Source organism: Thermobifida sp., assembly GCF_017577275.1.
Classification (GTDB): domain Bacteria; phylum Actinomycetota; class Actinomycetes; order Streptosporangiales; family Streptosporangiaceae; genus Thermobifida; species Thermobifida fusca.
This window is the reverse complement of sequence record NZ_PITY01000031.1, coordinates 17,292-40,450: the sequence shown is the minus strand read 5'-3', so window position 1 is coordinate 40,450 and position 23,159 is coordinate 17,292. Positions and strand designations below refer to the sequence as shown.

Genomic DNA, 23,159 nt, shown 5'->3' with positions numbered 1-23,159 from the left:
GCCAGTGCGGCCCAAGGGAGGACGACCGGCGATGCACGACACCTGGACCGCTATCGACTTCGAGACCGCCAACCGCAACCAGGGCAGCGTGTGCGCGGTGGGACTCGTGCGAGTCACCGACGGGCGGATCGTCGACCGCTACACCACCCTGGTCCGTCCCCCGGCCCCCGTCGACCACTTCGAGCAGGACAACATCGCGGTCCACGGGATCACCCCCGAGCACGTCGCCGACGCCCCCGCTTGGCCGCAGGTCCACACGACCATCCTGGAATTCGCCGCGGGCAGCCCGTTCGTCGCGCACAACGCAGTGTTCGACATGGGCGTGATCCGCGCTGCCTGCGCGCACGCCGGCCTCCCCGAGCCCTCGCTCCACTACGCGTGCTCCTTGGACATCGCCCGGCGGACGTGGCCCGCCCTGCGGAACCACCGGCTGCCCACGGTCTGCCGCACGATCGGCTACGACCTGCGCCGCCACCACACCGCGGACGCCGACGCGGAAGCCGCCGCCCACGTCGTGCTCGCCGCACTCCGGCACCACGGGGCCGCCACCCTGGTCGAACTGTGCCAGCGGCTCCGCCGTCCGCTGCGGCGCACCCCCGCGCGTCCGGCACCGCAGCACTGCGCCCCGCAACCGCTGTGGTCCGAGGCCGGATTCAGCGAATAACCGGCGAAGGCCAGGGACCGAGACCATGCCCACCCCACTGCCGCCGCACCCGGCCGGGGGAAGAGTGCCGTGGCGGACAGCGGTACTCCGGACAACGACGGACCGTGCTCCTGTGCGCTCAGTACCTCCGGAAAACGTCCCACCGTCCGCCGAACTGACACGGTGGCTTCGGGGATCTCATCGACGCGTGTCCACTTGCTGGTCAAGCGGCCTGCAGACCACACCCCGCCGCACGGTTGCCGCGGGCTACAGGTCGGACGGGCGGCAGCGGAACACCTGGAGCCGGCGTCCGTCGTAGTACTTGTCGGTTTCGCCGACCCACTCCATACCGATACGGCGTGCCGTGGCGATGGCGCGCTTGTTCTCCGCCCGGGCGACCGCAAACACTTCTTCCAGTCCTTGCTTGAACGCCCACCGGATCAGGGCTCGGCTCGCCTCCGTGGCGTAGCCCTGCCCCCACACGTCGGGGCGCAACTGCCAGTTGAGCTCGAAGTCTTCCTCGAACGGGGGCATCAGCCGCAAGGAGAGGCCCCCGATGACCTCCCCGTCTTCTGTGCGTACCACCGCCCACCGCCCAGCCGGAGGTACCAGGTTCGGCTGCGCCTCGACCCATGCTTCCAGGACCGAGCGCATCGCGGAGACGTCGTCGACCGCTCCCGTGCTGATCCACCGCGCTACTTCAGAGGAGCCGTAGATCTTGTAGGCGGCCTCGACATCGTCGAGGCTCCAGTCTCTGATCAGGAGACGCTCAGTGCGCAGGGGTGGTGTCATGGAACTCATAGGCAGCGATATACCCGATTGGTCCATACCTGTCACATAAGGTTTTCTCAGATTTGACAGGGCTATGGGCCTTTGTCCCGGGCGAACTCTGGCCAGCGCTCGTGGACGAGGGCCTGCACCTGCCGGTCGAGCGCGGGGGCGCCCCGGCGGTTGTCGACGGCCACGTGAGGCGCTGCGGGCGGCTCGGTGGGGCGGACCCGTGCGGTGAACGCGGCGAAGTCCGCGAGCTTTCCCGCATCCTGGGCCCGGCCGCGGGCGATGAGGCGTTCGCGCAGGGTCTCCGCGTCGCTGCGCACCCACACCACGTGCACGGGTGCTCCGCCCAGTTCCGCTACCCAGGCGCGCCACCGGGACAGGTCGCGGATCTGCTGGGTGAACGGGGCGTCCAACAGGACGGGGCAGCCCGCGGCGCGGATCTGCCGCGCCGCCGCGGTCATCCCCCCGTACTCGTGCGGTTTGATGTGCGCGTCGTACCAGGGGCCTTCGCGCTCCCCGTGGGGGCGGCCGTGCGCGCTGAGCAGCGCGGCCACACAGCCGCTGTACAGCGTGTCTTTGTCGAGCAGGGCGGGGACCGGGAAGAGGTGGCGCAGCAGCAGGTCCGCCACGGTGGACTTTCCTGCGCCAGGGGCTCCCGCCACGACCCACACGGGGGCCGGGCACTGCAGGGACGGTGATCGGCTCACCCGTCCAGTGTGGCGTGCCGCAGGCCGTCCTTCCCCGCGGGTCCCGCGCATGCGGCGCGGGGTTCTGGGAAAGTGTCCACCCCACACGGGACCGCCGCTGAAGAGGAGGCACATATGCGCGCCGCACGGTGGGCGGAACGCCGCCGACATTCCATGGACCGGCCGGGAACCTCTGAGGCGTCCTGGCGGGGATGGCCCGCCCTGCGGGAGTTTCCCGCGGTGCACCTGGCGGGGATCACGAGCGCGGTCGTCATCGCCGCGCACCCCGGGGATGCGGTCCTGTCGGTCGGGGGGACGATTTCCATGCTGGCTGCTTCCGGGGCCCGCGTCCGGATGGTCTCTGCCAGCACGGGGGACGTGGCAGACTCGGGAAAACGCGGCACCCCGTGGGAGTGGTGGGGCGAGGTGCGGCATGCCTTGCAGATGCTGGGCGCTGACGGGGTCGAGATCGTCCAGTTGCGGGACTCCGACGGTCACGGCGGTGGCGGGGGCGAACCGCAGGCGGAGACGCTGACCCGGCTGTGTGCGGGCTTCGACCTGTGCCTGGCCCCGTGGGAGGGGGACCGGAATCCCGCCACCGAGCCGGTGGCCCGGGCCGCCCGGCAGGCCGCCGCTGCCTTGGACATCCCGGTCCTGGGCTGCCCGGTCTGGTTGTGGCATTGGGCGCACCCCGAAGATCCCCGGGTGCCGTGGGAGCGGATGAACCGCATCGTCTTGTCCGAGGAGATCCGGCGGCTCAAAGTCGACGCGATTGCCTGCCTGAACGTGTGGGGCGGCACGAGCCGGGTCGCAGCTGACGGGATGACCCTGACCACGGAGAAGGTGGCGCACTTCATCCGGGATGCCGAGCTGGTCTTCCGGTAGCCCGCGGTGCGGCGCGGGCGGCAGTCCGGTTCAGCGGCGGGCGACGCCCAGCAGGTGGTGGAGGACGAGGTCCTCGTAGACGTCCCCGAGCTGCTGGGGGGTCATGCTGGAGGGGTCGTACCAGTTCAGGGTGGAATCCAGGGTGTCGAGGACGGTTGTCGCGGTCACGGGCTCCCCGGAGCCGTCTGCAGGGGTGAACACGCCGTCGGTCCGGCCCTGGTCGATGATGCGGGCGATCCGGTCGTGGTAGGCACGCAGTAGCAGGGAGAGCTCCCGGTAGCGGGGCGGGGAGACCGCCCGCAGGGTGCGCAGCAGGGACCTGCGCAGGGTCAGTTCGACCCGGTAGCGGCAACTGTGCTCGATGTGGCGGCGGACGAGGCGGCGCATCTGCTCTACCGGGGATGCGGGGGCCGTGTTGGCGGGCTCGGCTGCGGTGAGCAGGCGGACCCGGTCCACGACGAGCCGGTAGACCAGGTCGAGCCGCGTGGGGAAGACCCGGCGGAGGTCGTCCGGGTCGACGCCGGCTGCGGCGGCGACGGCGTCCAAGCTGACCCCGGTAGTGCCGTGGCGGGAGAAGAGCTGGACGGCGGTGTCGAGGACGTGGAGAACGAACGGTGCGTCCGGTGCGGCGAGATCAGTGGTCGTCATGATCGCTCACCCGGGCCCGGCGCAGGAGCGGGCTGCGTGGGCCAGTGTTGTGCGGGGGAACCTCCTGTGGGGAGGGGAGTTCGGGTGCAAACTGAGGAGAGGATAGCGCCGCCCGTGTGAGGAAGACGTGAGTTTTCCTCTCCCCCGGAGCAAGGGTGTTCCTCCTCACCCCTTCCGCCCGGGAGCGACCGGCGAATCGGTGGGATATCCCCCGGGGAGGCTTTTCACTCCCGACCCAATGTCCTGCTTTCCTGCCCCTTCCTCAGCGGACGCCTCCGGTGTGGCCGGGGGAACTGGGCGGGAGGGAGGGGCGTTGCCGGAAGAGAGAACTGCTAAGAAAGATATGCGCGTCCCACAGTGCACCCCCGCACCGAACAGAATCGAACGAGGCCAGAAGATGATCCCCGATCAGCGTCGCGAACACATCCTCAAACTGCTGCAGGAACGCAACGTCCTCAGCATCAGTGAGCTCACGTCGATGCTGTCCGTCTCCCACATGACGGTGCGCAGGGATATCCAGGCGCTGGAGAACGAGGGCAAGGTCCTCTCCGTGACTGGGGGCGTCCGCCTGGCCGCACGTCTGAAGAGCGAACCCTCCTATCTGGCCAAGGCCCAGCTCGAGGTCCCGGCCAAACGCGCCATCGCCCGAGCCGCCGCCGAGCTCGTCCGGGAGAATTTCACGATCTTCTTGGATGCGGGGACGACCACGCTCCAGATGGTGCCGCTGCTGACCGACAAGGCAGGGCTGACCGTGGTGACCAACGACTTCAACGTGGTCGGCCACCTGATGGAGTACCCCAATATTGAACTGATCCACACCGGGGGTGTGGTGTCGCACGCGGACCATTCCTCGGTCGGCCAGTTCACCGCCGAGTTCCTCCGCCGGGTCAACGTGGATATCGCGTTCATCGCGAGCAGCTCGTGGGATGTGGAACGCGGTTCCACGACGCCGTCGGAGGCCAAGGTGGTGGCCAAGCAGGAGCTGCTGCGGGTGGCGTCCAAGAGTGTGCTGACGGTGGACAGCACCAAGTACGGCAAGTTCGGTACGTTCACGGTCGCCCGGCTGGAAGAGTTCGACCTCATCATCACGGACGACCGCCTGCCCGCCAACGCGGTGCAGCAGATGCGGGAGCGGGATATCCGCCTGCAGCTCGTCCCGTTGAACTGAGCCGCCTGCGGGTTAGCCCGCGGGCGGGTCCGGGCAGCACAGCTCCAACTGGATGCCGTCGGGGTCTTCGAACATCAGCAGCGGCCCGTGGTCGCCGTGGAGGATCGGGGTGTGCTCCACTTCGAGCGCGTCCAGCCGCTTCTCCCACTCTTCGAGGTCGTCGGGGGAGGAGACGGCGAAGGCGAGGTGGTCCATCCCGGCGTGCCGGGGGTCGAAACGGGCGTTGAAGTGGTCGGTGTGCTGGGTGAGGCAGAGCACCAGGCCGTTGGGGTGGCGGCAGAAGGTGCGTCGCCAGTGCGGGCCGTCCTCGGTCTTGTATTCGTGGAATCCGAGGACGTCGCGGTAGAACTCGACGCTGGTGTCGCGGTTGCGCACGGACAGGGTGATGTGCGCGATTCCCGCCAGACTCGACACGGGCACCCCTTTACGGCGGTGGAGTGGTCGCCGCGCAAGCGTGGAGAACAGGGTAGACACAAGCGTCCAGGGTACGCCTCTGCTTCGGGGAAACGGAACAGGACCAGGGGCAATGGTGGAAAATGTGCCGCACCTGTGCTACCGGAACGTTTCTGAACACCAGGGGCGGCTGCTCCTGCCTGGCCAGAGGCATGGGGACGGCAGGAGGTCCCGGACGCGGGGGAACACTCCTCCGGTGACGGTAGAGACCTAGGGCCGTTGCTAACCTCACCTTTAGTGAACCGGTTCATTGAGCCAGCGCGGGGAGACAGGATGAGGCGTCCGACGATCGTGGATATCGCCAAGGCCGCAGGCGTTTCCAAAGGAGCGGTCTCCTACGCGCTGAATGGTCGGCCTGGAGTCTCGGACGCCACGCGGCGCCGCATCCTGGACATCGCCGAGCAGTTGGGCTGGGCGCCGAGCAGTGCGGCGCGTTCCCTGTCGGACGGTCGGGCCTGGGCGATCGGCATGGTGGTGGACCGTCCGGCCAAGACGCTGGCCGCCGAGCCGTTCTTCATGCAGTTGATCGGGGGGATCCAGCTCGAACTCGACGGCAGCCCGTTCTCTTTGTTGATGCGCTCTGCCGAGGACCGGGACGTGGAGACGGCCACGTACCAGCGCTGGCATGCGGAGCGCCGGGTCGACGGGGTGCTGCTGGTGGATTTGCGCCGTGACGACCCTCGACTGCCGTTTGTGAAGGAGCTGGGGCTGCCCGCGGTCGTGGTCGGCGGTCCCGAGCACACCCAGGGCCTGCCGTGCGCGTGGACGGACGACGCGGAAGCCATGGGGGAAGTGATCCGGTATTTGGCCGATTTGGGCCACCGGAGGATTGTCCGGGTGGCGGGTCCGGCGGAGTTCGTGCACACCGAAGTTCGGTCGCAGGCATTCGCCAAAGTGGCGCGCGAAGTGGGGTTGACTCGGGCAGAGATCGTTCACGCGGACTATGTGGAATCCCGCGCCGCGGATATTACTCGCGAGTTGCTTTCTGCGGAGAACCCGCCGAGCGCACTTGTTTTTGACAACGATTTGATGGCAGTGGCGGCGTTGGGCGCGGCGCAGGAGATGGGGGTCCCTGTTCCGGAGCGGCTGTCGATCGTGGCCTGGGACGATTCCCGGATCTGCCAGGTCATCCGCCCTGCGCTGACTGCGGTGGGGCGCGAGGTCACCCAGCACGGGAGAATTGCCGCGTCTTTGCTGATGGAAGTGATTGAAGGGCGTACTCCCCGTTCCCGGCAGACTCCGCCGAGCCGGCTCATCCCGCGGGCAAGTACGGGCCCCGCTGCATTCTGATCACTTCTTGACCTCCGCTTGACCAAGGTGAAGTAAGTTCGTTGTAATCCAGTCAGGTGTGTACGGTGCGGTGGGCGGGTTTGCTGTGCAAACAGCACGTCCCGCGTAAACCGGTTTAGTTTTCATAACACAGTCTTGACGCTAAACCGGTTTATTGATGTTCTTTCGTTCACTCCCGTCTGTGATCTGTGTGGCGGAACGGGCGGGAGGGGAGAGCAACAGCCGCATCTGCTGGCAAAAACCCGCGTGACCAGACGAAAGGCTACGGGGGGCCTTCGTTTGGGAACGCTCCCAAACAACTGTTGCCGGGCCACGCGTCGGTAACAGATGGAGGAGAGAAGAAGAACGATGCGAAACCGCTACAGGTTTCTGATCCCCCTCGCACTGGTCAGCTTGCTGGCCACATCCTGCGGGGGTGACACAGAGGGCGACGGTGGAGCGACAGGGGACTACCCCCGTGCGGAGACCCTCTACACCGGTGGTACCCAGTGGGGGCCGCCGAGCACGTGGAACCCGCTCGACACGGGTAACTACGCCACCGGAACGGTGGGTCTGGTCTACGAGACCCTGTTCCTCTACGAGCCGCAGACTGGAGAATACATCCCCTGGCTTGCGGAGAGCGGCGAGTGGGTCGACGACAAGACCTACGAGCTGAAGCTCCGCCAGGGCGTCAAGTGGAGCGACGGCGAAGACTTCACCGCCGACGACGTGGTCTTCACCGTCGAGATCGGCAAGTACGAGGGCTCCTCCTACCACTCGCTGTGGGAGTGGCTCGAGAGCGCTGAGGCCGTCGACGACTACACGGTCAAGTTCACCTTCTCCAAGGCCAACTACGCGCAGTGGGCCAACTGGCTGTACTTCAACGCCATTGTGCCCGAACACATCTGGTCGGAGCGCTCCGAGGAGGAGATCCTCACCGGCGCCAACGAGGACCCCGTCGGCACCGGCCCGTACCTCTACGAGACCCACGACCAGGACCGCCAGGTCTGGAAGAAGAACGAGGACTGGTGGGCCACTGAGGCGCTCGGCCACGAGGTCAAGCCCACGTACATCGTCGACGTGGTCAACACCAGCAACGAGGCCGCGCTGAGCCAGGTGCTCCAGGGCAACATCGACATCAACAACAACTTCCTGCCCGGTATCGCGCAGCTCGTCCAGGGCGGCTACCAGGTCCAGACCTACTTCCCTGAAGAGCCCTACATGCTCGCGGCCAACACCGCGTGGCTGGTGCCCAACACCACCAAGAAGCCGATGGACGACCCTGAGTTCCGCAAGGCGCTCTCGGCCTCCATCGACATGGACGAGATCGTCAACAACGTCTACGGCGGCCTGGTCACCGAGGCCGACCCCACCGGTCTGCTCCCTGTCTGGGACGACTACATCGACACCGAGGTGGTCGAGAAGCACGCCACCCCGCGTGACCCGAAGGTCGCCAAGAAGATCCTTGAGGAAGCCGGCTACGAGGACACCGACAACGACGGCTTCGTCGAGACCCCTGACGGTGAGCCGATCGATCTGACCCTCATCGTTCCCAGCGGCTGGACCGACTGGATGGAGGCCGCCCGGGTCATCAGCGAGAGCGCGAGCGAAGTCGGTATCAAGGTCACCACTGACTTCCCCGAGTTCAACGCCCTGGTGGACCAGCGCAACAGCGGCGAGTTCGACCTGGTGATCAACAACGAGCGCCAGATCAGCAACACGCCGTGGACCTACTACGACTACATCTTCCGCCTCCCGGTCCAGGACCAGCAGACTACGGTCAACTTCGGCCGCTACGAGAACGAAGAGGCCTGGGAGCTGGTGGGTGAACTCGACGGCATCCCGGTTGAGGACACCGAGAAGATCCGCGAGGTGGCGGGCAAGATCCAGAAGATCCAGCTCGAGGAGATGCCGGTCATCCCGCTCTGGTACAACGGCCTGTGGGCGCAGTACAACAACTCGGTGTGGACCAACTGGCCCTCCAGCGAGTCCGACAACAACTACCTGCCCTCGACCTGGCGCGGCTACTTCCAGCTCGGCAGCATCCTGATGCTGACCGAACTGGAGCCCGCCTCGGAGGAAGAGTAGGCAGCGAGTTTCGAGAAGTGGTCTTCCGGTGATTAGCCCCCGTCCCGCCGCCCGCTCCCGGGGAGTGGAGCGGCGAGACGGGGCCCCGTATGGCCACCGAGCCCAGGAGGGCCCGTTGCGTAAATACTTCGGCCGCAAGATTTTTGTCTACGCGCTGACCTTCTTTGCAGCAGTCACCATCAACTGGATGATCCCGCGGCTGATGCCCGGTGACCCCATCAAGAGCCGGCTCGCCCGTGCTTCGCTCAACGACGCTGGCGCAGCGGAAGCGTTGTACGGGTACTTCAACAAGATGTTCGGCCTGGACCTGCCGCTCTGGCAGCAGTACCTCAACTTCTGGGTCTCGCTGTTCCAGGGCGACCTGGGGATTAGCATCTGGAACTTCCCCACGCCTGTTATTGACCTGATTTTGGGAGCGGTCCCATACAGTCTGGGACTCCTGCTGCCCTCGATTATCCTGAGCTGGCTCGTCGGCAACTGGTTCGGCGCCTACGCCGCGCGGAGCAAGTGGCTGGACAACACGATCCTGCCCATCGGCTACATCCTCACCGCTACTCCCTACATGTGGCTGGCGCTCCTGCTGGCCTGGAGCCTCGGCATCGTCGCGGGCCTGTTCCCCGCCGCAGGATCGTACGGCCTCTCCCTCCAGCCTGCGTTCACTTGGACGTTCATCTCCAGCCTGCTGGAGCACTGGTTCCTGCCGTTCCTGTCGCTGTTCCTGGTCGCCCTGGGCGGCTGGGCCATCGGCATGCGGAACATGATCATCTACGAGCTGGAGTCCGAGTACTCCAACTACCTGCAGGCGCTGGGCGCGCCGCGTCGCTTGATCCGCAAGTACGCTTTCCGTAACGCCATGCTGCCCCAGCTCACCGGCCTGGCCGTGCAGTTGGGCACGGTGGTCGCGGGCGCGCTGCTCACCGAAATCGTCTTCTCCTACCAGGGCCTGGGCTACCTGATCCTGCAGGCGATCCAGAACCAGGACTTCTTCCTGCTGCAGGGAACCTTCCTGTTCATCGTCATCGGCGTACTGATCGCTAACTTCATCATCGACATCGTCTACGCCCTGGTCGACCCGCGTGTCCGCGTCCAGATGCAGGGAGGAGCCAAATGACAGCCGCGCAGCCGCTGCCCGACCCGACCACGGCTCCGGAAGAGCCGGCGGTCGCCACACCGAAGGCGCCCCGGCTGGAAGCCCTCTACTTCGCACTGCGCAATCCCAAGCTGGTCGTCGGCCTGTCGATTGTGCTCCTGTTCCTGCTGGTGGGCCTGGTCGTCCCGCCGTTCTTGGAGCACACCCCCGGCGAGCGGTACGCGCCTCCGCTGCTGCCGCCGTCGGCAGAGCACTGGTTCGGGACGACGCAGTTCGGCCAGGACCTCTTCACCCAGTTCGTCTACGGCATCCGCTCGACGTTCCTCGTCGGCTTCCTCGGCGGCGGGATCGCAGCCGTCATCGGCATGACGATCGGCTTCGTCGCCGGATACAAGGGCGGCTGGATCGACGAGGTCCTCAACATGCTGACCAACGTCGTCCTGGTCCTGCCCACCCTGGCGGTGCTGTTCATCATCGCCGCCTACGTGGACTCCTATGGCGTGGTGACGCAGTCCTTCTTCATCGGCATGACCTCCTGGCCGTGGGCTGCGCGTGCGGTCCGCTCCCAGGCGCTGTCGCTGAGCTCGCGCGACTTCGTCGACCTGGCCCGCCTGAGCGGTGTCCGGCCATGGAAGATCATCGTCCGCGACATCGCGCCGAACATGAGTTCCTACCTGTTCATGACGTTCATCCTGCTCTTCGGCGGCGCTGTGCTGGCCGCCGCAGGACTGGACTTCGTGGGACTGGGCCCGAACGACGGCATGTCGCTGGGGCTGATCATGCACCAGGCCGTCAAGTGGGGCGCCCTGCAGTTGGGCGTGTGGTGGTGGTTCGTGCCTCCGGGCCTGGGCATCACCGCGATTGTCGGCTCGATGTACGTCATGAACGTGGGGCTGGACGAGGTCTTCAACCCCAAGCTGAGGGAGATGTAGCAGGTGACCCTCGAAGTCTCGGACCTGCGGGTCTACTATCGCACCTTGCGTGGTGACGTCCGCGCTCTCGACGGTCCCACGTTCACTGTCGCCGACGGCGAGATCATGGGACTGGCGGGAGAGTCAGGCAGCGGCAAGTCCACACTCAGCAAGAGCCTGATCCGGCTGGACGGGCGGATGCGCTACATCGGCGGCAGCGTCACCCTCGACGGCGACGAGATGCCGATCTGGGATGACCGGGCCATGGACGAGTTCCGCTACAAGCGGGTCTCGATCATCCCGCAGTACGCGATGAGCGCGATGAACCCGACCCGCAAGATCGGCAAGATGATCGCCGAGCTGCTGGAGTCGCGGGGGGTGCGGTTCCGGGACGTCCGCGACGAGCTGCACCGCCGTCTGGAGCTGGTGGAGCTGGAGCGGGACGTGCTGGACCGCTACCCGCTGGAGCTGTCGGGTGGGATGAAGCAGCGCACGGTCATGGTGATCTCGACGCTGCTCAACCCGTCGCTGCTGATCGCCGACGAGGTGACGTCGGCGCTGGACGTCTCCACCCAGCGGGCTGTCGCTGAAACCCTGGTGGAGTTCCGCGACCGCGAGTTCGTCAAGAGCATGATCGTCGTGACGCACGACATCTCGCTGGTGTACCAGATCGCGGACACCATCATGGTGATGTACGGCGGACGGCTTGCGGAGAAGGCGTCCGCCAAGACCATCATCGAGATGCCCAAGCATCCTTACACCAAGATGCTGCTGGACTCGCTTCCCGAGGTGGGCGTCAAGTACGAGGACAAGCGGTTGAGCGGTATTCCGGGGAGCCCGCCCGGTCTCCTCAATCCCCCGCAGGGGTGTCGCTTCCGGGATCGCTGCCCGCTGGCCGACAAGCAGTGTCTGGAGCAGCCGCCGTTCGTGGAAGTGGAAAGCGACCACCACGTCGCCTGTTGGAAGGCCGAGTGATCAGATGCTGAAATTCGACCGGGTCACCAAGGTCTACAAGGTGGGCGCCTTCGGCGGGGGAGAGTTCACTGCAGTCCGGGACGCCAGCTTCGAGGTGCGTCCCGGCGAGGTAGTGTCCCTGATCGGTGAGAGCGGCAGCGGCAAGAGCACTCTCGGCAAGATGGCGCTGCGGATCGCGTCGGTGAGCAAGGGGAAGATCACCTGCGACGGCATCGACGTGTCCACGCTGCGCGGGCACCGGGCGCTGAAGGACTACTACCGCAAGGTGCAGGGCGTCTTCCAGGACCCTTTCAGCAGCTACAACCCGATTTTCAAGGCCGACCGGGTCTTCTCGATGATCCGTGAGGAGTACTACCCGGAGGTCTCCCAGAGCGAGTGGCAGGACAGGGTGGCCGAGGCGCTGAAGGTGGTGCGGCTCGACCCGAACCAGGTGTTGGGCAAGTACCCGCACCAGCTCAGCGGCGGCCAGTTGCAGCGCATGCTCCTCGCCCGGGCGCTGCTGCTGGACATCGACTATCTGGTGGCCGACGAGGTGATCAGCATGTTGGACGCTTCGACGCGGATCGACGTGCTCAACCTGTTGGCCGACCTGAAGGCGCGGGGGATGGGCATCCTGTTCGTCACCCACGACTTGGCGCTGGGCAACTACATCAGCGACCAGACGGTCATCCTCTACAAGGGTGAGATCGTGGAGCGCGGGGTCACCGAGAAGGTGTTCAGCGATCCGCGCCACCCCTACACGAAGAAGCTGTTCGCCTCGGTGCCGCAGTTCCACAAGAAGTGGGAGGAGGTCGAGGCCGAGCTCCGTGCCAAGGAGGCCGCCGATACCTCCACGCATCCCTACCACCTTGAGGAGGGCCAGGAGGTCCCCAGCGAGCTGGTGCAGGTCTCCGAGGGGCACTACGTGCAGCCTTTCCACCGTCGGGCCGCGGTGTAGTCCCTAGTTCGCCGTCGAGCCGGCCAGCGGCTGGCTGAGAGTCGCTGACCGGCTCTTCGGCGTGCCTGAAAACGGGAGAACGGCTTTTATTGGCAATTTACTGAACCGCTTAATTTTCCTCTCAGCCTCTTGACACTGAACCGGTTTACTAGTCTCATGGGGAACGCGGCGGAACACCGACGACCGTCGTAAGAGTCGGGTGCGACCCGGCACCGGGTTACGCCCCCTCCCTCCTCCAGGCGCCCGGGTCGCACCCTTGAAGTGCAACACCGCTTCACCTGTGGAGACGCCATGGCAGTGCGCATCGAACTGCGCGAGAACTGGGTCCTCCGTGCGGACGATCCCGCCGAGGTTCCAGTGGAGATCGGCCCTGCGGGGATACCGGCGACCGTGCCGGGATGCGTGCACACCGACCTCATGGCGGCGAACCTCATTCCCGACCCTTACCAAGGTCGCAACGAGACCGAGCTCGGCTGGATCGGCCGCACCCAGTGGAGCTACACGACCACCTTCGACGCCACCGCACTGGCTGAGGCAGAACGGATCGACCTGGAATGCGCCGGACTGGACACCGTGGCCACGGTGTTCCTCAACGGTACGGAAGTCGGCCAGAGCCGCAATATGCACCGCTCCTACCGTTTCGACCTGCGCCGGGCGCTCCGAGACGGCACTAACGAACTGAGGGTCGAGTTCGCCTCCCCCTACAGCTACGCCACGGCGCTCCGCGACAAGCTCGGGGACCGGCCCAACGCCTACCCCGAGCCGTTCCAGTTCATCCGCAAGATGGCCTGCAACTTCGGCTGGGACTGGGGCCCCACCCTCGTCACCTCGGGGATCTGGCGGTCGATCCACGTGCACGCGTGGCACACGGCCCGCCTAGCCCAGGTCGTCCCCCTGATCACCGTGGCCCGCACCCACGACGGCAGCCTGGAGGGCCGCGTCCTGGTGCGGGTGGAGGTGGAGCGGAGCGAGCACGGGGAGGACACCGAGCTGGTCGTGCGCGTCCGGATCGCCGACCGGGAGCAGTCAATCGCCGTCCCCGCCGGGGTGTGCCGTACCGAACTGGAGGTCACCGTCCCCGACCCCGACCTCTGGTGGCCCCGCGGCTACGGTGACCAGCCGCTCTACGACCTGCGCGTCGATCTGGCCGCTCACGGGGAGGAACTGGACACCTGGCAGCGCCGGATCGGGTTCCGCACGGTCGAGCTCGACACCGGTGTCGACGAGGACGGCCGCCGGTTCACCATCGTCGTCAACGGGGTGCCCGTCCTCGTCAAGGGCGCCAACTGGATTCCCGACGACTGTTTTGTGAGCCGGGTGGGGCGCGACCGCTACGCCGCGCGGATCGACCAGGCGGTCGCGGCCAACATGAACCTGCTGCGGGTGTGGGGCGGCGGCCGCTACGAGAGCGAGGACTTCTACGAGCTGTGCGACGAGCGCGGCATCCTCGTCTGGCAGGACTTCCTGTTCGCCTGCGCCGCCTACCCCGAGGAGCCGCCGATCACTGAAGAGGTCGAGGCCGAGGCCCGCGAAGTGGTGGCCCGGCTCGCCCCCTACCCCAGCCTGGTGCTGTGGAACGGCAACAACGAGAACATCTGGGGCTACTGGGACTGGGGCTGGAAGGAGGAGCTGGCGGGCCGGAGCTGGGGCGAAGGCTACTACCTGGAGCTGCTGCCGCGGATCGTCGCCGAGGTCGACCCTACGCGCCCCTACTGGCCGGGCAGCCCGTACTCCGGGGTGCCGGACATCCACCCCAACGACCCGCGGTACGCCTCCATCCACATCTGGGACGTGTGGAACGAGGTGGACTACACCGCCTACCGCAACTACCGGCCCCGGTTCGTGGCCGAGTTCGGGTTCCAGGCCCCGCCCACCTACGCCACGCTGCGCTCCGCCCTGCCCGGAGAGGAGCTGCGACCGGATTCGCCGGGCATGCTGCACCACCAGAAGGCGGTCGACGGCAACGGCAAGCTCGCCCGCGGCCTGGCCCCGCACTTCGGCAACCCTGCCGACTTCGACGACTGGCACTATCTGACCCAGGTCAACCAGGCGCGCGCGATTACTCTGGGCATCGAGCACTTCCGCGCCCAGTGGCCCCGGTGCACGGGGAGCGTGGTCTGGCAGCTCAACGACTGCTGGCCGGTGACGTCGTGGTCGGCTGTGGACGGCGAAGGCCGGCGCAAACCGCTGTGGTACGCCCTGCGGGCGGTCTACGCCGAGCGGCTGGCCACGGTGCAGCCTGACGGCGACGGCCTGGTCCTCGTCGTGGCCAACGACAGCAACCGGGAGTGGACCGGGACCGCGCACCTGGCCCGGCGGGCCTTGGACGGCACGGTGCTGGCCGCGGCCGATGCCCCGTTCACTGTGCCTGCCCGCGGCGCCGTCCGGGTGCCGCTGCCCGCCGAGGTGGCGCGCCCCGGGGATGCGACCCGGGAATTGATTACCGCGGACACGGGGGCACGCCGAGCGTACTGGTTCTTCGCTGAGGACCGCGAGATCGCCTATCCGGCGCCGGAGTACGACACCCGTGTCGTGCCGCGTGGCGCGGACCTGTGCGTGACCGTGACGGCGCGGAGCCTGCTGCGCGACCTCTCCCTGTTCGCGGACCGCCTCGATCCGGGGGCCGAGGCGGATGACATGCTGGTCACCCTCCTGCCGGGAGAGTCGCACACGTTCACGGTGCGCGGCGGTGCCCACCTCGACCCTGCCCAGGTGGTCCAGCCGCCCGTGCTGCGCACCGTCAACGACGCGCTGCGCGCCGCGCAGGACAGCATCCCGGTCTGACCAGCCCAGACTCCGGTTCCGGATGGGGTGAGAAAGCGGGCTTTCCGGGACCGGACGGCGGTACGTGGTGGGGCAAGCACCGCGTGCCGCCACCCATGCTGGCCCGGCGGGTGAGGGGTTCGCCTCACCCGCCGGACTCGGCGAGGACGGCGTACACCACGAGGGAGTCGGAGTAGTGGCCGCTAGCCGGGTCGAAGTCCCCGGCGCAGGTCACCAGGCGCAGCTCCGGGCGGTCGCTCGGCCCGTAGACCTGGTCGGTGGGGAAGTCTTCCTTGGGCACCTGTTCGACCCGGTCCACCACGAACACGGGCTGGGAGCCGTCGGCGCGCGCCACGTGGACGAGGTCGTCGGGACGTAGTTCGTTGAGGCGGGCGAAGACCGACGGCCCGCTCCGGGTGTCGAGGTGCCCGGTGAGCACGGCGGGCCCGGCTTCGCCCGGGGAGGCACCGAGCGCGTACCAGCCGACCAGGTTGGGGTCGTCCAGCGGCGGGTCTTCCAGCGTGCCGTCGGGGTTGAGCCCCAGTTCGGCGACGGGCGCGTCCACCCCGATCGACTCGATGGTCAACCGGACAGGAACTGACCGCTTCAGTGGTGTTTCCGGGGTGGCGGGACCGCCGCTGGCGAACGCGGCTGCCACGCCGAGGAGGACGGCCAGCAGGACGCCGACGCTACTTCGCTGCTGGGCGGCCACGGCGCACCCCCTGCCGTAGCGCGACTACGGCGGTAGCACCGAGCAGGAGGAGACCGGCGGCGAGCACGTCGAAGGGCGGGGTCGTGGTGGACGCCGGGCGGGCCAGTCCGCCGCCTCCCGCGTTCGGCGCGCCGCTGGGCGTGGGTGCCGGGGAGGGCGTGGTGTGCTGCGGTGCCGGGACCGCGGACCCGTCCGGGGCGGGCACGGTGACGCTGGCGTACTGCACGTGGCTGGAGTCGGCCGCCCCGCATTCGCCGCGGACCTGGTAGTCGCCGGGTTCCAAGTCGTCGGACAGGACGAACTCCTGTTCGGCCGCGGTCTCCCCGGCCAAGTCGACCCGGGTGGGCGCCGCGAACGCGGGCGAAGAGTACTCCACCCACTCGGCGCTGTCCGGGCAGGAGACCCGCACGAAGACCGTGGAGCCCGGGGCCGCTTTGGGCGGGAACACCGTGATGGCTTCATCGGCGGCCGCGGTCCCGGCCCCTCCGACCAGGACCGCGGCCGCTGTCCAACCGAGCGCGGTGCGTACGCGCATAACCCTCCCCCTCATGTCGCCAGCGCTGCAAGACCCATTGGAAACATCGCAGAGCGTCCCGGGAACACGACGGCCGCCGCTGGCCGGTTGCGGAGTTTTTGCCCGAACTTTCTCCGATATCGGTGGCGCATGGCGGAACGCGCACTTCGGTTCGGGGTGGGGAGGGCCGGGCCGATCCCGCAGGGGCGGAGTGGTGCGCCGCACCCCCGGTCCGGGCGTGTGGCGCGCGGGACGCCCGGGCTCGGCGGATAGATTCGCAAGGGGACGTCTCCGGCACGCCCCGAGGAGGGGACACGCGGTGGGAGGAGGGGCGCCGATGGCCCGACTGTTGTTCGAGTTGGCCGGGGAGTGGAAGCGGCTGGCCGGACCGGGGAGGGAAGCCGCCGCGGTGGGTGCGGAACTCCTGGCCCGGTGGGCGGAGCCGCACCGCCGCTACCACACGCTCGACCACCTCAAAGCGGTGCTGGCTGCGGTGGAGGTGCTCGCGGACGCCGCCCGGGACAGCACCCTGGTCCGGTATGCCGCCTGGTTCCACGACGCGGTGTACCGGGGGGAGCCTGGGGCGGACGAGGAGAACAGCGCGCAGTTGGCGGAGCTACTGCTGCCGTCGTGCGGGTTGAGCACGGAGCAGGTCGCCGAAGTGGCCCGCCTGGTGCGGGTGACCGCCGACCATTCCCCAGAGCCGGGGGACGCCAACGCGGAAGTGCTGTGCGACGCCGACTTGGCGATCCTGGCCGCAGAGGACGCAGAGTACACCGCCTACGCCGCGGCGGTACGCCAGGAGTACGCGCACGTGGGCGACGTGGAGTTCGCGCGGGGGCGGATCGCGGTGCTGCGCGACCTGCTGGCCTCTCCCCGCCTGTACCGCACTGAGCAGGGGTATGCCTGGTGGGAGGAGCGGGCCCGCGCCAATGTGGCGGCGGAGATCGCCCGGTTAACGGAGCAGGCGGCGGGGTTTGCGCCGTCGTAGCCCTGCGGCGTGGAGCCGTGCGACGAGCGTCCGGCTGGAGACGGCGATCGCGCCGAGTTCCAGGGCTTTGGCGTACAGCGTTTCAGGCACGTCGTAGTGGTCCCGGTCGAAGGCGCGCTCCGGGATGCCGAGCGCGCGGGCGAACGCGTGCAGTTCCGCGTATGACGAGTCGCTGACGAGGTGGGACCAGAGCAGGCCGCGCGGTCCCGGCCAGGCAGGGGGGTCGATCAGGACACTCACCGCACCAAGGCTACCGCTCAGCCTGCGGGCGGCTGACGGCCCGCCACGGGATGGGGGAGGACAGCACCATCGTGGAGGAGGGGCGGCCGTGGTCGGCGAGATCGTCGATCAACTGCTCGAAGTGCGCCATCGACGGGACGCCGACGAGGAGCACGCAGCAGGCGTCGCCGGTGACCCGGTAGAGCCGCAGGATCTCCGGGCGGGCCAGCGCGGCCTCGTCGCGCAGCAGGCATAGCGGCCCGTAGCAGCCCATTTGGACGAGGGCGACCACCGACAGCCCTACCGCGTCCAGGTCGACGTGCGCGTGGTAGCCGGTGATCACGCCGCGTTCTTCGAGGCGGCGCACCCGTTCGGCGACGGCCGGGGGCGACAGCGCCACCCGGCGGGACAGTTCGTTGTAGGACAGGCGCCCGTCGGCTTGCAGCTCGGTGAGGATCCGCCAGTCCACCGCATCCAGCATGGTTGACGATCATAAACCATAAGCAGAAAACGGTTTGCGAATGGCAGGAAAACGTCGTGATCGCCGTGGATTGCGCCTTCCTGGACGGGCGCGCGGCGGGCATCCTGGGAGCCCGGCAGGACAGGTGACGCGCAACCCTTCGGAGGTGATCCCCTCGTGTCCTCCTCCGCTGCCCTCGCCCGCGAGCAGCGCGCCGAGCGCAACCGCGGCCGCCCCACGCTCTCTTTCGACGGCGTCACCCCGTACGCCCACTACACCGCCGTCTCCACGCTGCTGTCGTTGCAGCGCCCCCGCACCGAGGAGCCCGCTGAGACCACGTTCCTCGTCGCCACACAGGTCATGGAGCTGCTGTTCGCGCTGATCCGGCACGAATGGGAGCAGGCCCGCGACGCGGTCGACGCCGATGACGTGCCCGCGGCCCTGGCCGCGCTGCGCCGCGGCCACAAGGCCCAGGACGTGCTGGCCGAGTCTTGGGAGCTGTTGGCTCCCATGACTCCCACCGAGTTCAACCGGTTTCGCGACCAGTTGGGTGAGGCGTCGGGCTTCCAGTCGTACGGCTACCGCCATCTGGAGTTCCTGCTCGGCAACAAGTCGGCGGCCATGATCCGCCCGCACCGTGCCGATCCGCACGTCAGCGCGGAGCTGGAGCGGGCCCTCGCCGAGCCGAGCCTGTACGACGCGGTGCTGCGCCTGCTGCACCGCCGCGGTTTCCCGGTGCCCGCCGAGCGGGTGGAACGCGACTGGACCCAGCCGGCGGAGCCCCATCCGCAGGTGGTGCGGGTCTGGGAGCTGGTCTACGCCGACGACAGGCCCGATAACGAGCTGCTCGCGTTGGCGGAGGCGCTGCTGGACACCGCGGAGCGGGTGACCCTGTGGCGGCACCGCCATGCGATGGCGGTGAAGCGCACGATGGGCGCCAAAGCGGGCACCGGCGGCTCGTCTGGTTTGCAATGGTTGATGAGAAATGTCCAAAAGGATGTGTTTCCGGAGCTCTGGCAGCTGCGGACCCAGCTCTAAGCCCGGGCCCATCCTTCGGTGAAGGTAAGGAGCCGACCACTGTGACCATCCCCCTCACCCGCGAGGACTGCGCTGCACGGGACGCCGCCGACCCCCTGGCCCCGTTCCGCGACGAGTTCGTGCTGCCGGACGGCGTCATCTACCTCGACGGCAATTCGCTGGGCGCCCTGCCCCGGGCCACGCCTGCCCGGGTCGCACGCCTGGTGGAGCACGAGTGGGGCCAGCGGCTCATCGCCAGTTGGAACGAGGCGGGCTGGTGGGACAAGCCCCGCACCCTCGGCGCTCTGCTTGCCCCGCTGCTGGGGGCGGAGGCCGACGAAGTGGTGGTGGGGGACGGCACCTCGGTCAACCTCTTCAAGACCGTGGCGGCGGCGCTGTGGCTGCGGCCGGACCGCCGTGTCGTGGTGGCGGAGGCCGGGAACTTCCCCACCGACGGGTACATCGCCCAGGGGGTGGTGGACCTGGTGGACGGGGCCAGCCTCCGCATGGTGGACGTGGACGACCCCGCCGCCTTGGCCGCGGCCTTGGAGCCCGGGGATGTGGCTGTGGTGCTGCTCAGCCACGTGGACTACCGCACCGGCATCCTGCGCGACATGGCGGCGGTCACCGAGATGGTCCACGCGCACGGCGCCCTGGTGGTGTGGGACGTGTGCCACAGTGTGGGCGCGGTGCCGCTCGCGCTCGCGCAGACGGGTGTGGACTTCGCCGTGGGCTGCACCTACAAGTACCTCAATGCCGGTCCGGGCGCGCCCGCGTTCACCTATGTGGCCCGCCGCCACCACGAGCGGGTCCGCCAGCCCATCAGCGGCTGGCACGGCCACGCCCGTCCGTTCGACTTCGCTCCGGAGTACGAGCCTGCGGCGGGGGCGAGCCGGTTTTTGAGCGGGTCGCAGTCGCTGATCGCTGCGGCCGCGCTGGAGGCGAGCCTGGAGTTGTGGCAGCGCGTGGACCTGGCGCAGGTGCGCGAGAAGAGCCTGGCGTTGACGGACCTGTTCGTGGCGGTGACCGCGGAGGCGGGCCTGGAGTGCGTGACCCCGGCAGAGCACGAGCGGCGGGGCAGCCAGGTGGCGCTGCGCCACCCGGACGGCTACCCGATCGTGCAGGCGCTCATCGCCCGCGGGGTGGTGGGGGACTTCCGGTCCCCGGACATTCTGCGTTTCGGGTTCGCCCCGCTGTACTTGCGCTATGTGGACGTCTACGACGCGGCCCGGGCACTGGTCGAGGTCGTCACGTCGGGAGAGTGGCAAGACCCCCGGTTTGCGCAGCGTGCCCAGGTGACGTGAGCGCTGCGGAAGCGGCGTAACCGTGCGGGCGGTCCGGTGATGCGGGCCGCCCGCACGTCGTCTCTCGGGGAGTGTGGCAGAGAGGCCACGCTGGGTGATTTTACCTTTTTATTAACGTTTGGGGCGTTTTTCTCGCTTAGAGTCCTTGTATCCGGTTTGTAATCAGAGCTTGATCAAACCGGGTAAACCGATTGACCCCTTCGAGCGTCTATGGCGCTCGTTGGGTGGAGCCCGCACCTGGCGCGGAGTGCAGCCAGTGCTCCGCTGACCCCCTGACACCGCTGCCGGCGCAGCGGTCGCCCAGCGCGCCCACCCCCTCTGGTTGTGGCACTCCGCCTGTGTGACGCGGGTGCTGGGACGCGGTGTGCGGTTCCGTCACTGTCCTGCCGCCAACCCCTTGGTTCTCCTATGCCCTCTTCCCTGCCTACCGACGACGTGTTGCTGCACGGCAAGGTCAAAGCCTCGTACTTCTGGGACGACGGTTCCGGCATCAACGGCGACACGGGGCCGCCCGCCTCGGGCAAACCCATGCAGAAGGGCCTGTTCGCCGCCCCTAGCTGGCCGCTAGGCACCAAAGGCTACGTGGTCTACGAAGGCAAGACCGCCGAGTTCTTCATCGGCGACCGCGGCCCCGGCGACCCGTCGCAGGGATGCCACGTGATGCTCGACATCGACGGCAAGACCTTCGCCGAGCTCACCGGAGAGTCCTGGAACGAGACCACGTACACGGTCACCGGCGGGGCCGGACACATCAACGTCGAGTACTACATCACGGAGTGGGGTGACGGCCCCGGCACCCCGGGAGTGCCCCACCCCTTCCAGAACCCCTCCGAGCCCTGCCACAACGCGGTCTCCCCGATTCCGGAATCCCAGGAGTCCGCCCCGGAAGAGGCCAGCAGCGAAGAGACCCCTGAAGAGTCGGCCGAACAGCAGTCCGACACGGAGCAGGCCGCCCCCGCCGAGCAGGAGGAGGAGACAGCAGAGGCGCAGGCCGCCCCGCCGTCTCCCGGATCCGGCACCCCGTCCGACAGCCAGCAGGCGGACGCCCCCGCTCCGGCCGCGGACGACGCGGCAGCGGCCGAGCAGACCACCACGGCGACCGAAACCGGCCACGGTGCCTTCGACCTGATGTCCACCGAGGGCCCCATGACCTCGGCCGGGCTGACCATCGTCCTGCTCATCGCGGCCGGGGCCGCGGTCACCAAGCGGGTTGCCAGCCTGCTCCGCCCCACCGGACGCCACCACCGCGCCTCCTGAGAGGCGCAAAGCAGCATCCGCTGCCGAGGATGCGCAGCGAACCCTGCCGGTCCCGGCACCGGGCAGGCAGGGAGGAGACCGCGCCGCACGCCCCCACCCCGGGGCGCAGCGGCTGCCGGGAGCATCCCCGGAGCACACCGCGGGGCAGCGGAGCGGGAGCCGCCCCGACAGGGCGGCAAACAAGGACTAGAGTGCAAAAACCAGGAATTCCCGCCGTAAAACTGGCATGCTGTCCTCTGTTCTCACTTTCTGGACAAAGGACGGTCCCCCCATCGTGTGGCACAGTGAACCGCGTGACACGTACCGGTCACGGGTGCGCGGCTGCCTGCTCGGCGGTGCGCTAGGAGACGCGCTCGGCGCCCCCGTGGAGTTCAGCACACTCGCTCAGATCCGCGCCGCCCACGGTCCTGCCGGTGTGCGCTCCCACGTCGACCCCAGGGCGCTGGTCACCGACGACACCCAGATGACCCTGTGGACTGTGGACGGGCTGATCCGCGCCCGCGTCCGCCAGGCGGTCCACGGCGGAGAGTTCGACCCGACGCGGGCGGTGCACGACGCCTACCTGCGCTGGTACCACACCCAGTTCGTCTCGGCCCCCACCGGGGAGCACCCCGGGTGGCTGGCTGCCCGGAGCTGGCTGTACCACCAGCGCGCCCCCGGCCGCACCTGCCTGCAGGCGCTGCAGGACGCCGTCGGCGGCCGCCAGGAGCGGGGAGCGCCCGCCAGCAACGGCTCCAAAGGCTGCGGCGGGGTGATGCGCAGCGCCCCCTTCGGCCTGCTCCCCGACCACGTCGCCACCGACACCGCCGTCTTCGCCTGGGCGGACCGGGCCGCGGCGCTCACCCACGGCCACCCCACCGGACAACGAGCGTCCGGGGCGCTCGCCCTGCTGATCCGGCGGCTGCTGGCCGGGGACGACCTCGACACCGCGCTGGACGCGGTGCTCACCGAACTGCGCGGCTACACCGGGCACGAGGAGACTACACGGGCGCTGCTCGCCGCGCGGACCGTGGCTGCCGGGGGCGCCCCCAGCGCGGAGCACGTCGAATCGCTGGGCGAAGGGTGGATCGCCGAGGAAGCGCTCGCGATCGCGGTGTACGCGGCACTGGTCCACCGCACTCCCGCGGAGGTCACCGACGCCCTCGCCCTCGCGGTCAGCCACTCCGGGGACAGCGACTCCACCGGGGCGATCTGCGGCAACATTCTCGGCGCCCTGCACGGCGAGGCTGCGCTTCCCCCGGACCTCGCCGACCCAGTCGAAGGCCGCGCCGACCTGCTCCAGCTCGCCGACGACTTCATGCTGGCCTTCGCCTCCCCCGGCCCGCCGACCACCGCCGAGTGGCTGGCCCGCTACCCCGCGGACTGAGCCCGCGGCGCACGGACCGCCTAGAG

The 23,159-nt window shown here is 68.4% G+C and carries 23 protein-coding genes; 15 read left to right on the top strand and 8 right to left on the bottom strand.

What is annotated here, in order from left to right:
• Positions 1 to 31 precede the first annotated feature (31 nt).
• A complete protein-coding gene (locus CW348_RS14800; RefSeq protein ID WP_011291349.1) occupies positions 32 to 664 on the top strand; it encodes a 3'-5' exonuclease in 633 nt (210 codons plus the stop codon).
• 246 nt (positions 665 to 910) lie between these two features.
• Here CW348_RS14800 and CW348_RS14795 read toward each other — a convergent pair whose 3' ends face one another.
• Both CW348_RS14795 and CW348_RS14790 read right to left on the bottom strand, forming a co-directional pair.
• Complete coding sequence (locus CW348_RS14795; protein WP_016188402.1) at positions 911 to 1,435, bottom strand: GNAT family N-acetyltransferase; 525 nt, start codon at positions 1,433 to 1,435, stop codon at positions 911 to 913.
• 71 nt (positions 1,436 to 1,506) lie between these two features.
• Positions 1,507 to 2,178 (bottom strand): AAA family ATPase, encoded by a 672-nt coding sequence (locus CW348_RS14790; protein ID WP_011291351.1) that lies wholly within the window; start codon positions 2,176 to 2,178, stop codon positions 1,507 to 1,509.
• Positions 2,179 to 2,241: 63 nt separating this feature from the next.
• On the opposite strand from CW348_RS14790, the gene CW348_RS14785 reads away from it, so the two are divergent.
• Positions 2,242 to 2,991, top strand: a complete 750-nt coding sequence (locus CW348_RS14785) for a PIG-L deacetylase family protein (protein WP_049754920.1) — start codon at positions 2,242 to 2,244, stop codon at positions 2,989 to 2,991.
• A 30-nt stretch (positions 2,992 to 3,021) separates the two neighbouring features.
• Here CW348_RS14785 and CW348_RS14780 read toward each other — a convergent pair whose 3' ends face one another.
• Entirely contained in the window at positions 3,022 to 3,639 is a 618-nt protein-coding gene (locus CW348_RS14780; RefSeq protein WP_104613029.1) for a TetR family transcriptional regulator, read from the bottom strand.
• A 397-nt stretch (positions 3,640 to 4,036) separates the two neighbouring features.
• Between CW348_RS14780 and CW348_RS14775 the strand changes: the two genes are divergently transcribed.
• Complete coding sequence (locus tag CW348_RS14775) at positions 4,037 to 4,807, top strand: DeoR/GlpR family DNA-binding transcription regulator (RefSeq protein ID WP_038043447.1); 771 nt, start codon at positions 4,037 to 4,039, stop codon at positions 4,805 to 4,807.
• 12 nt (positions 4,808 to 4,819) lie between these two features.
• Here CW348_RS14775 and CW348_RS14770 read toward each other — a convergent pair whose 3' ends face one another.
• The gene (locus CW348_RS14770; RefSeq protein WP_016188407.1) at positions 4,820 to 5,221 is read right to left on the bottom strand and encodes a VOC family protein; all 402 of its coding nucleotides are present in this window, start codon (positions 5,219 to 5,221) and stop codon (positions 4,820 to 4,822) included.
• A gap of 312 nt (positions 5,222 to 5,533) precedes the next feature.
• Here CW348_RS14770 and CW348_RS14765 point away from each other — a divergent pair, with 312 nt between their 5' ends.
• The 7 genes from CW348_RS14765 to CW348_RS14735 all read left to right on the top strand — a co-directional run bounded on the left by CW348_RS14765 (position 5,534) and on the right by CW348_RS14735 (position 15,314).
• Positions 5,534 to 6,550: a LacI family DNA-binding transcriptional regulator gene (locus CW348_RS14765; protein ID WP_011291356.1), complete on the top strand. Its 1,017-nt coding sequence runs from the start codon at positions 5,534 to 5,536 to the stop codon at positions 6,548 to 6,550.
• Between the two features lie 348 nt (positions 6,551 to 6,898).
• Entirely contained in the window at positions 6,899 to 8,617 is a 1,719-nt protein-coding gene (locus CW348_RS14760) for an ABC transporter substrate-binding protein (RefSeq protein WP_011291357.1), read from the top strand.
• 115 nt (positions 8,618 to 8,732) lie between these two features.
• A complete protein-coding gene (locus tag CW348_RS14755) occupies positions 8,733 to 9,728 on the top strand; it encodes an ABC transporter permease (RefSeq protein ID WP_011291358.1) in 996 nt (331 codons plus the stop codon).
• Complete coding sequence (locus CW348_RS14750) at positions 9,725 to 10,639, top strand: ABC transporter permease (RefSeq protein WP_011291359.1); 915 nt, start codon at positions 9,725 to 9,727, stop codon at positions 10,637 to 10,639. Before CW348_RS14755 ends, CW348_RS14750 begins: the two co-directional genes overlap by 4 nt.
• Before the next feature lie 3 nt (positions 10,640 to 10,642).
• Positions 10,643 to 11,593 carry an ABC transporter ATP-binding protein gene (locus CW348_RS14745; RefSeq protein ID WP_016188408.1) on the top strand — a complete coding sequence of 317 codons (951 nt, stop codon included), beginning with the start codon at positions 10,643 to 10,645 and terminating at the stop codon, positions 11,591 to 11,593.
• Between the two features lie 4 nt (positions 11,594 to 11,597).
• Positions 11,598 to 12,530, top strand: coding sequence for an ABC transporter ATP-binding protein (locus CW348_RS14740; RefSeq protein ID WP_011291361.1), 933 nt, complete (start codon positions 11,598 to 11,600; stop codon positions 12,528 to 12,530).
• 291 nt (positions 12,531 to 12,821) lie between these two features.
• On the top strand, positions 12,822 to 15,314 hold the full coding sequence (locus tag CW348_RS14735) for a glycoside hydrolase family 2 protein (protein ID WP_278459355.1): 2,493 nt from the start codon (positions 12,822 to 12,824) through the stop codon (positions 15,312 to 15,314).
• A gap of 124 nt (positions 15,315 to 15,438) precedes the next feature.
• Here the strand turns inward: CW348_RS14735 and CW348_RS14730 are convergent, their stop codons facing one another.
• Together CW348_RS14730 and CW348_RS14725 are read right to left on the bottom strand one after the other, a co-directional pair.
• Positions 15,439 to 16,005, bottom strand: coding sequence for a class F sortase (locus CW348_RS14730; RefSeq protein WP_011291363.1), 567 nt, complete (start codon positions 16,003 to 16,005; stop codon positions 15,439 to 15,441).
• Positions 15,983 to 16,540, bottom strand: a complete 558-nt coding sequence (locus tag CW348_RS14725; protein ID WP_049754921.1) for a hypothetical protein — start codon at positions 16,538 to 16,540, stop codon at positions 15,983 to 15,985. The genes CW348_RS14730 and CW348_RS14725 overlap by 23 nt, the downstream gene beginning before the upstream one ends.
• A gap of 316 nt (positions 16,541 to 16,856) precedes the next feature.
• Between CW348_RS14725 and CW348_RS14720 the strand changes: the two genes are divergently transcribed.
• Positions 16,857 to 17,510, top strand: a complete 654-nt coding sequence (locus CW348_RS14720) for a metal-dependent phosphohydrolase (RefSeq protein ID WP_011291365.1) — start codon at positions 16,857 to 16,859, stop codon at positions 17,508 to 17,510.
• Here CW348_RS14720 and CW348_RS14715 read toward each other — a convergent pair.
• Complete coding sequence (locus CW348_RS14715) at positions 17,475 to 17,750, bottom strand: DUF4031 domain-containing protein (RefSeq protein WP_011291366.1); 276 nt, start codon at positions 17,748 to 17,750, stop codon at positions 17,475 to 17,477. The genes CW348_RS14720 and CW348_RS14715 overlap by 36 nt on opposite strands.
• A 10-nt stretch (positions 17,751 to 17,760) precedes the next feature.
• Positions 17,761 to 18,210: an Lrp/AsnC family transcriptional regulator gene (locus CW348_RS14710; RefSeq protein ID WP_011291367.1), complete on the bottom strand. Its 450-nt coding sequence runs from the start codon at positions 18,208 to 18,210 to the stop codon at positions 17,761 to 17,763.
• Between the two features lie 156 nt (positions 18,211 to 18,366).
• On the opposite strand from CW348_RS14710, the gene CW348_RS14705 reads away from it, so the two are divergent.
• The 4 genes from CW348_RS14705 to CW348_RS14690 all read left to right on the top strand — a co-directional run bounded on the left by CW348_RS14705 (position 18,367) and on the right by CW348_RS14690 (position 23,133).
• Positions 18,367 to 19,227 (top strand): tryptophan 2,3-dioxygenase family protein, encoded by an 861-nt coding sequence (locus tag CW348_RS14705; RefSeq protein WP_011291368.1) that lies wholly within the window; start codon positions 18,367 to 18,369, stop codon positions 19,225 to 19,227.
• A 41-nt stretch (positions 19,228 to 19,268) separates the two neighbouring features.
• Complete coding sequence (kynU, locus tag CW348_RS14700; protein ID WP_016188411.1) at positions 19,269 to 20,510, top strand: kynureninase; 1,242 nt, start codon at positions 19,269 to 19,271, stop codon at positions 20,508 to 20,510.
• 408 nt (positions 20,511 to 20,918) lie between these two features.
• Positions 20,919 to 21,767 carry a hypothetical protein gene (locus CW348_RS14695; protein WP_011291370.1) on the top strand — a complete coding sequence of 283 codons (849 nt, stop codon included), beginning with the start codon at positions 20,919 to 20,921 and terminating at the stop codon, positions 21,765 to 21,767.
• A gap of 274 nt (positions 21,768 to 22,041) precedes the next feature.
• Positions 22,042 to 23,133, top strand: coding sequence for an ADP-ribosylglycohydrolase family protein (locus CW348_RS14690; RefSeq protein ID WP_227480830.1), 1,092 nt, complete (start codon positions 22,042 to 22,044; stop codon positions 23,131 to 23,133).
• Positions 23,134 to 23,159 lie beyond the last annotated feature (26 nt).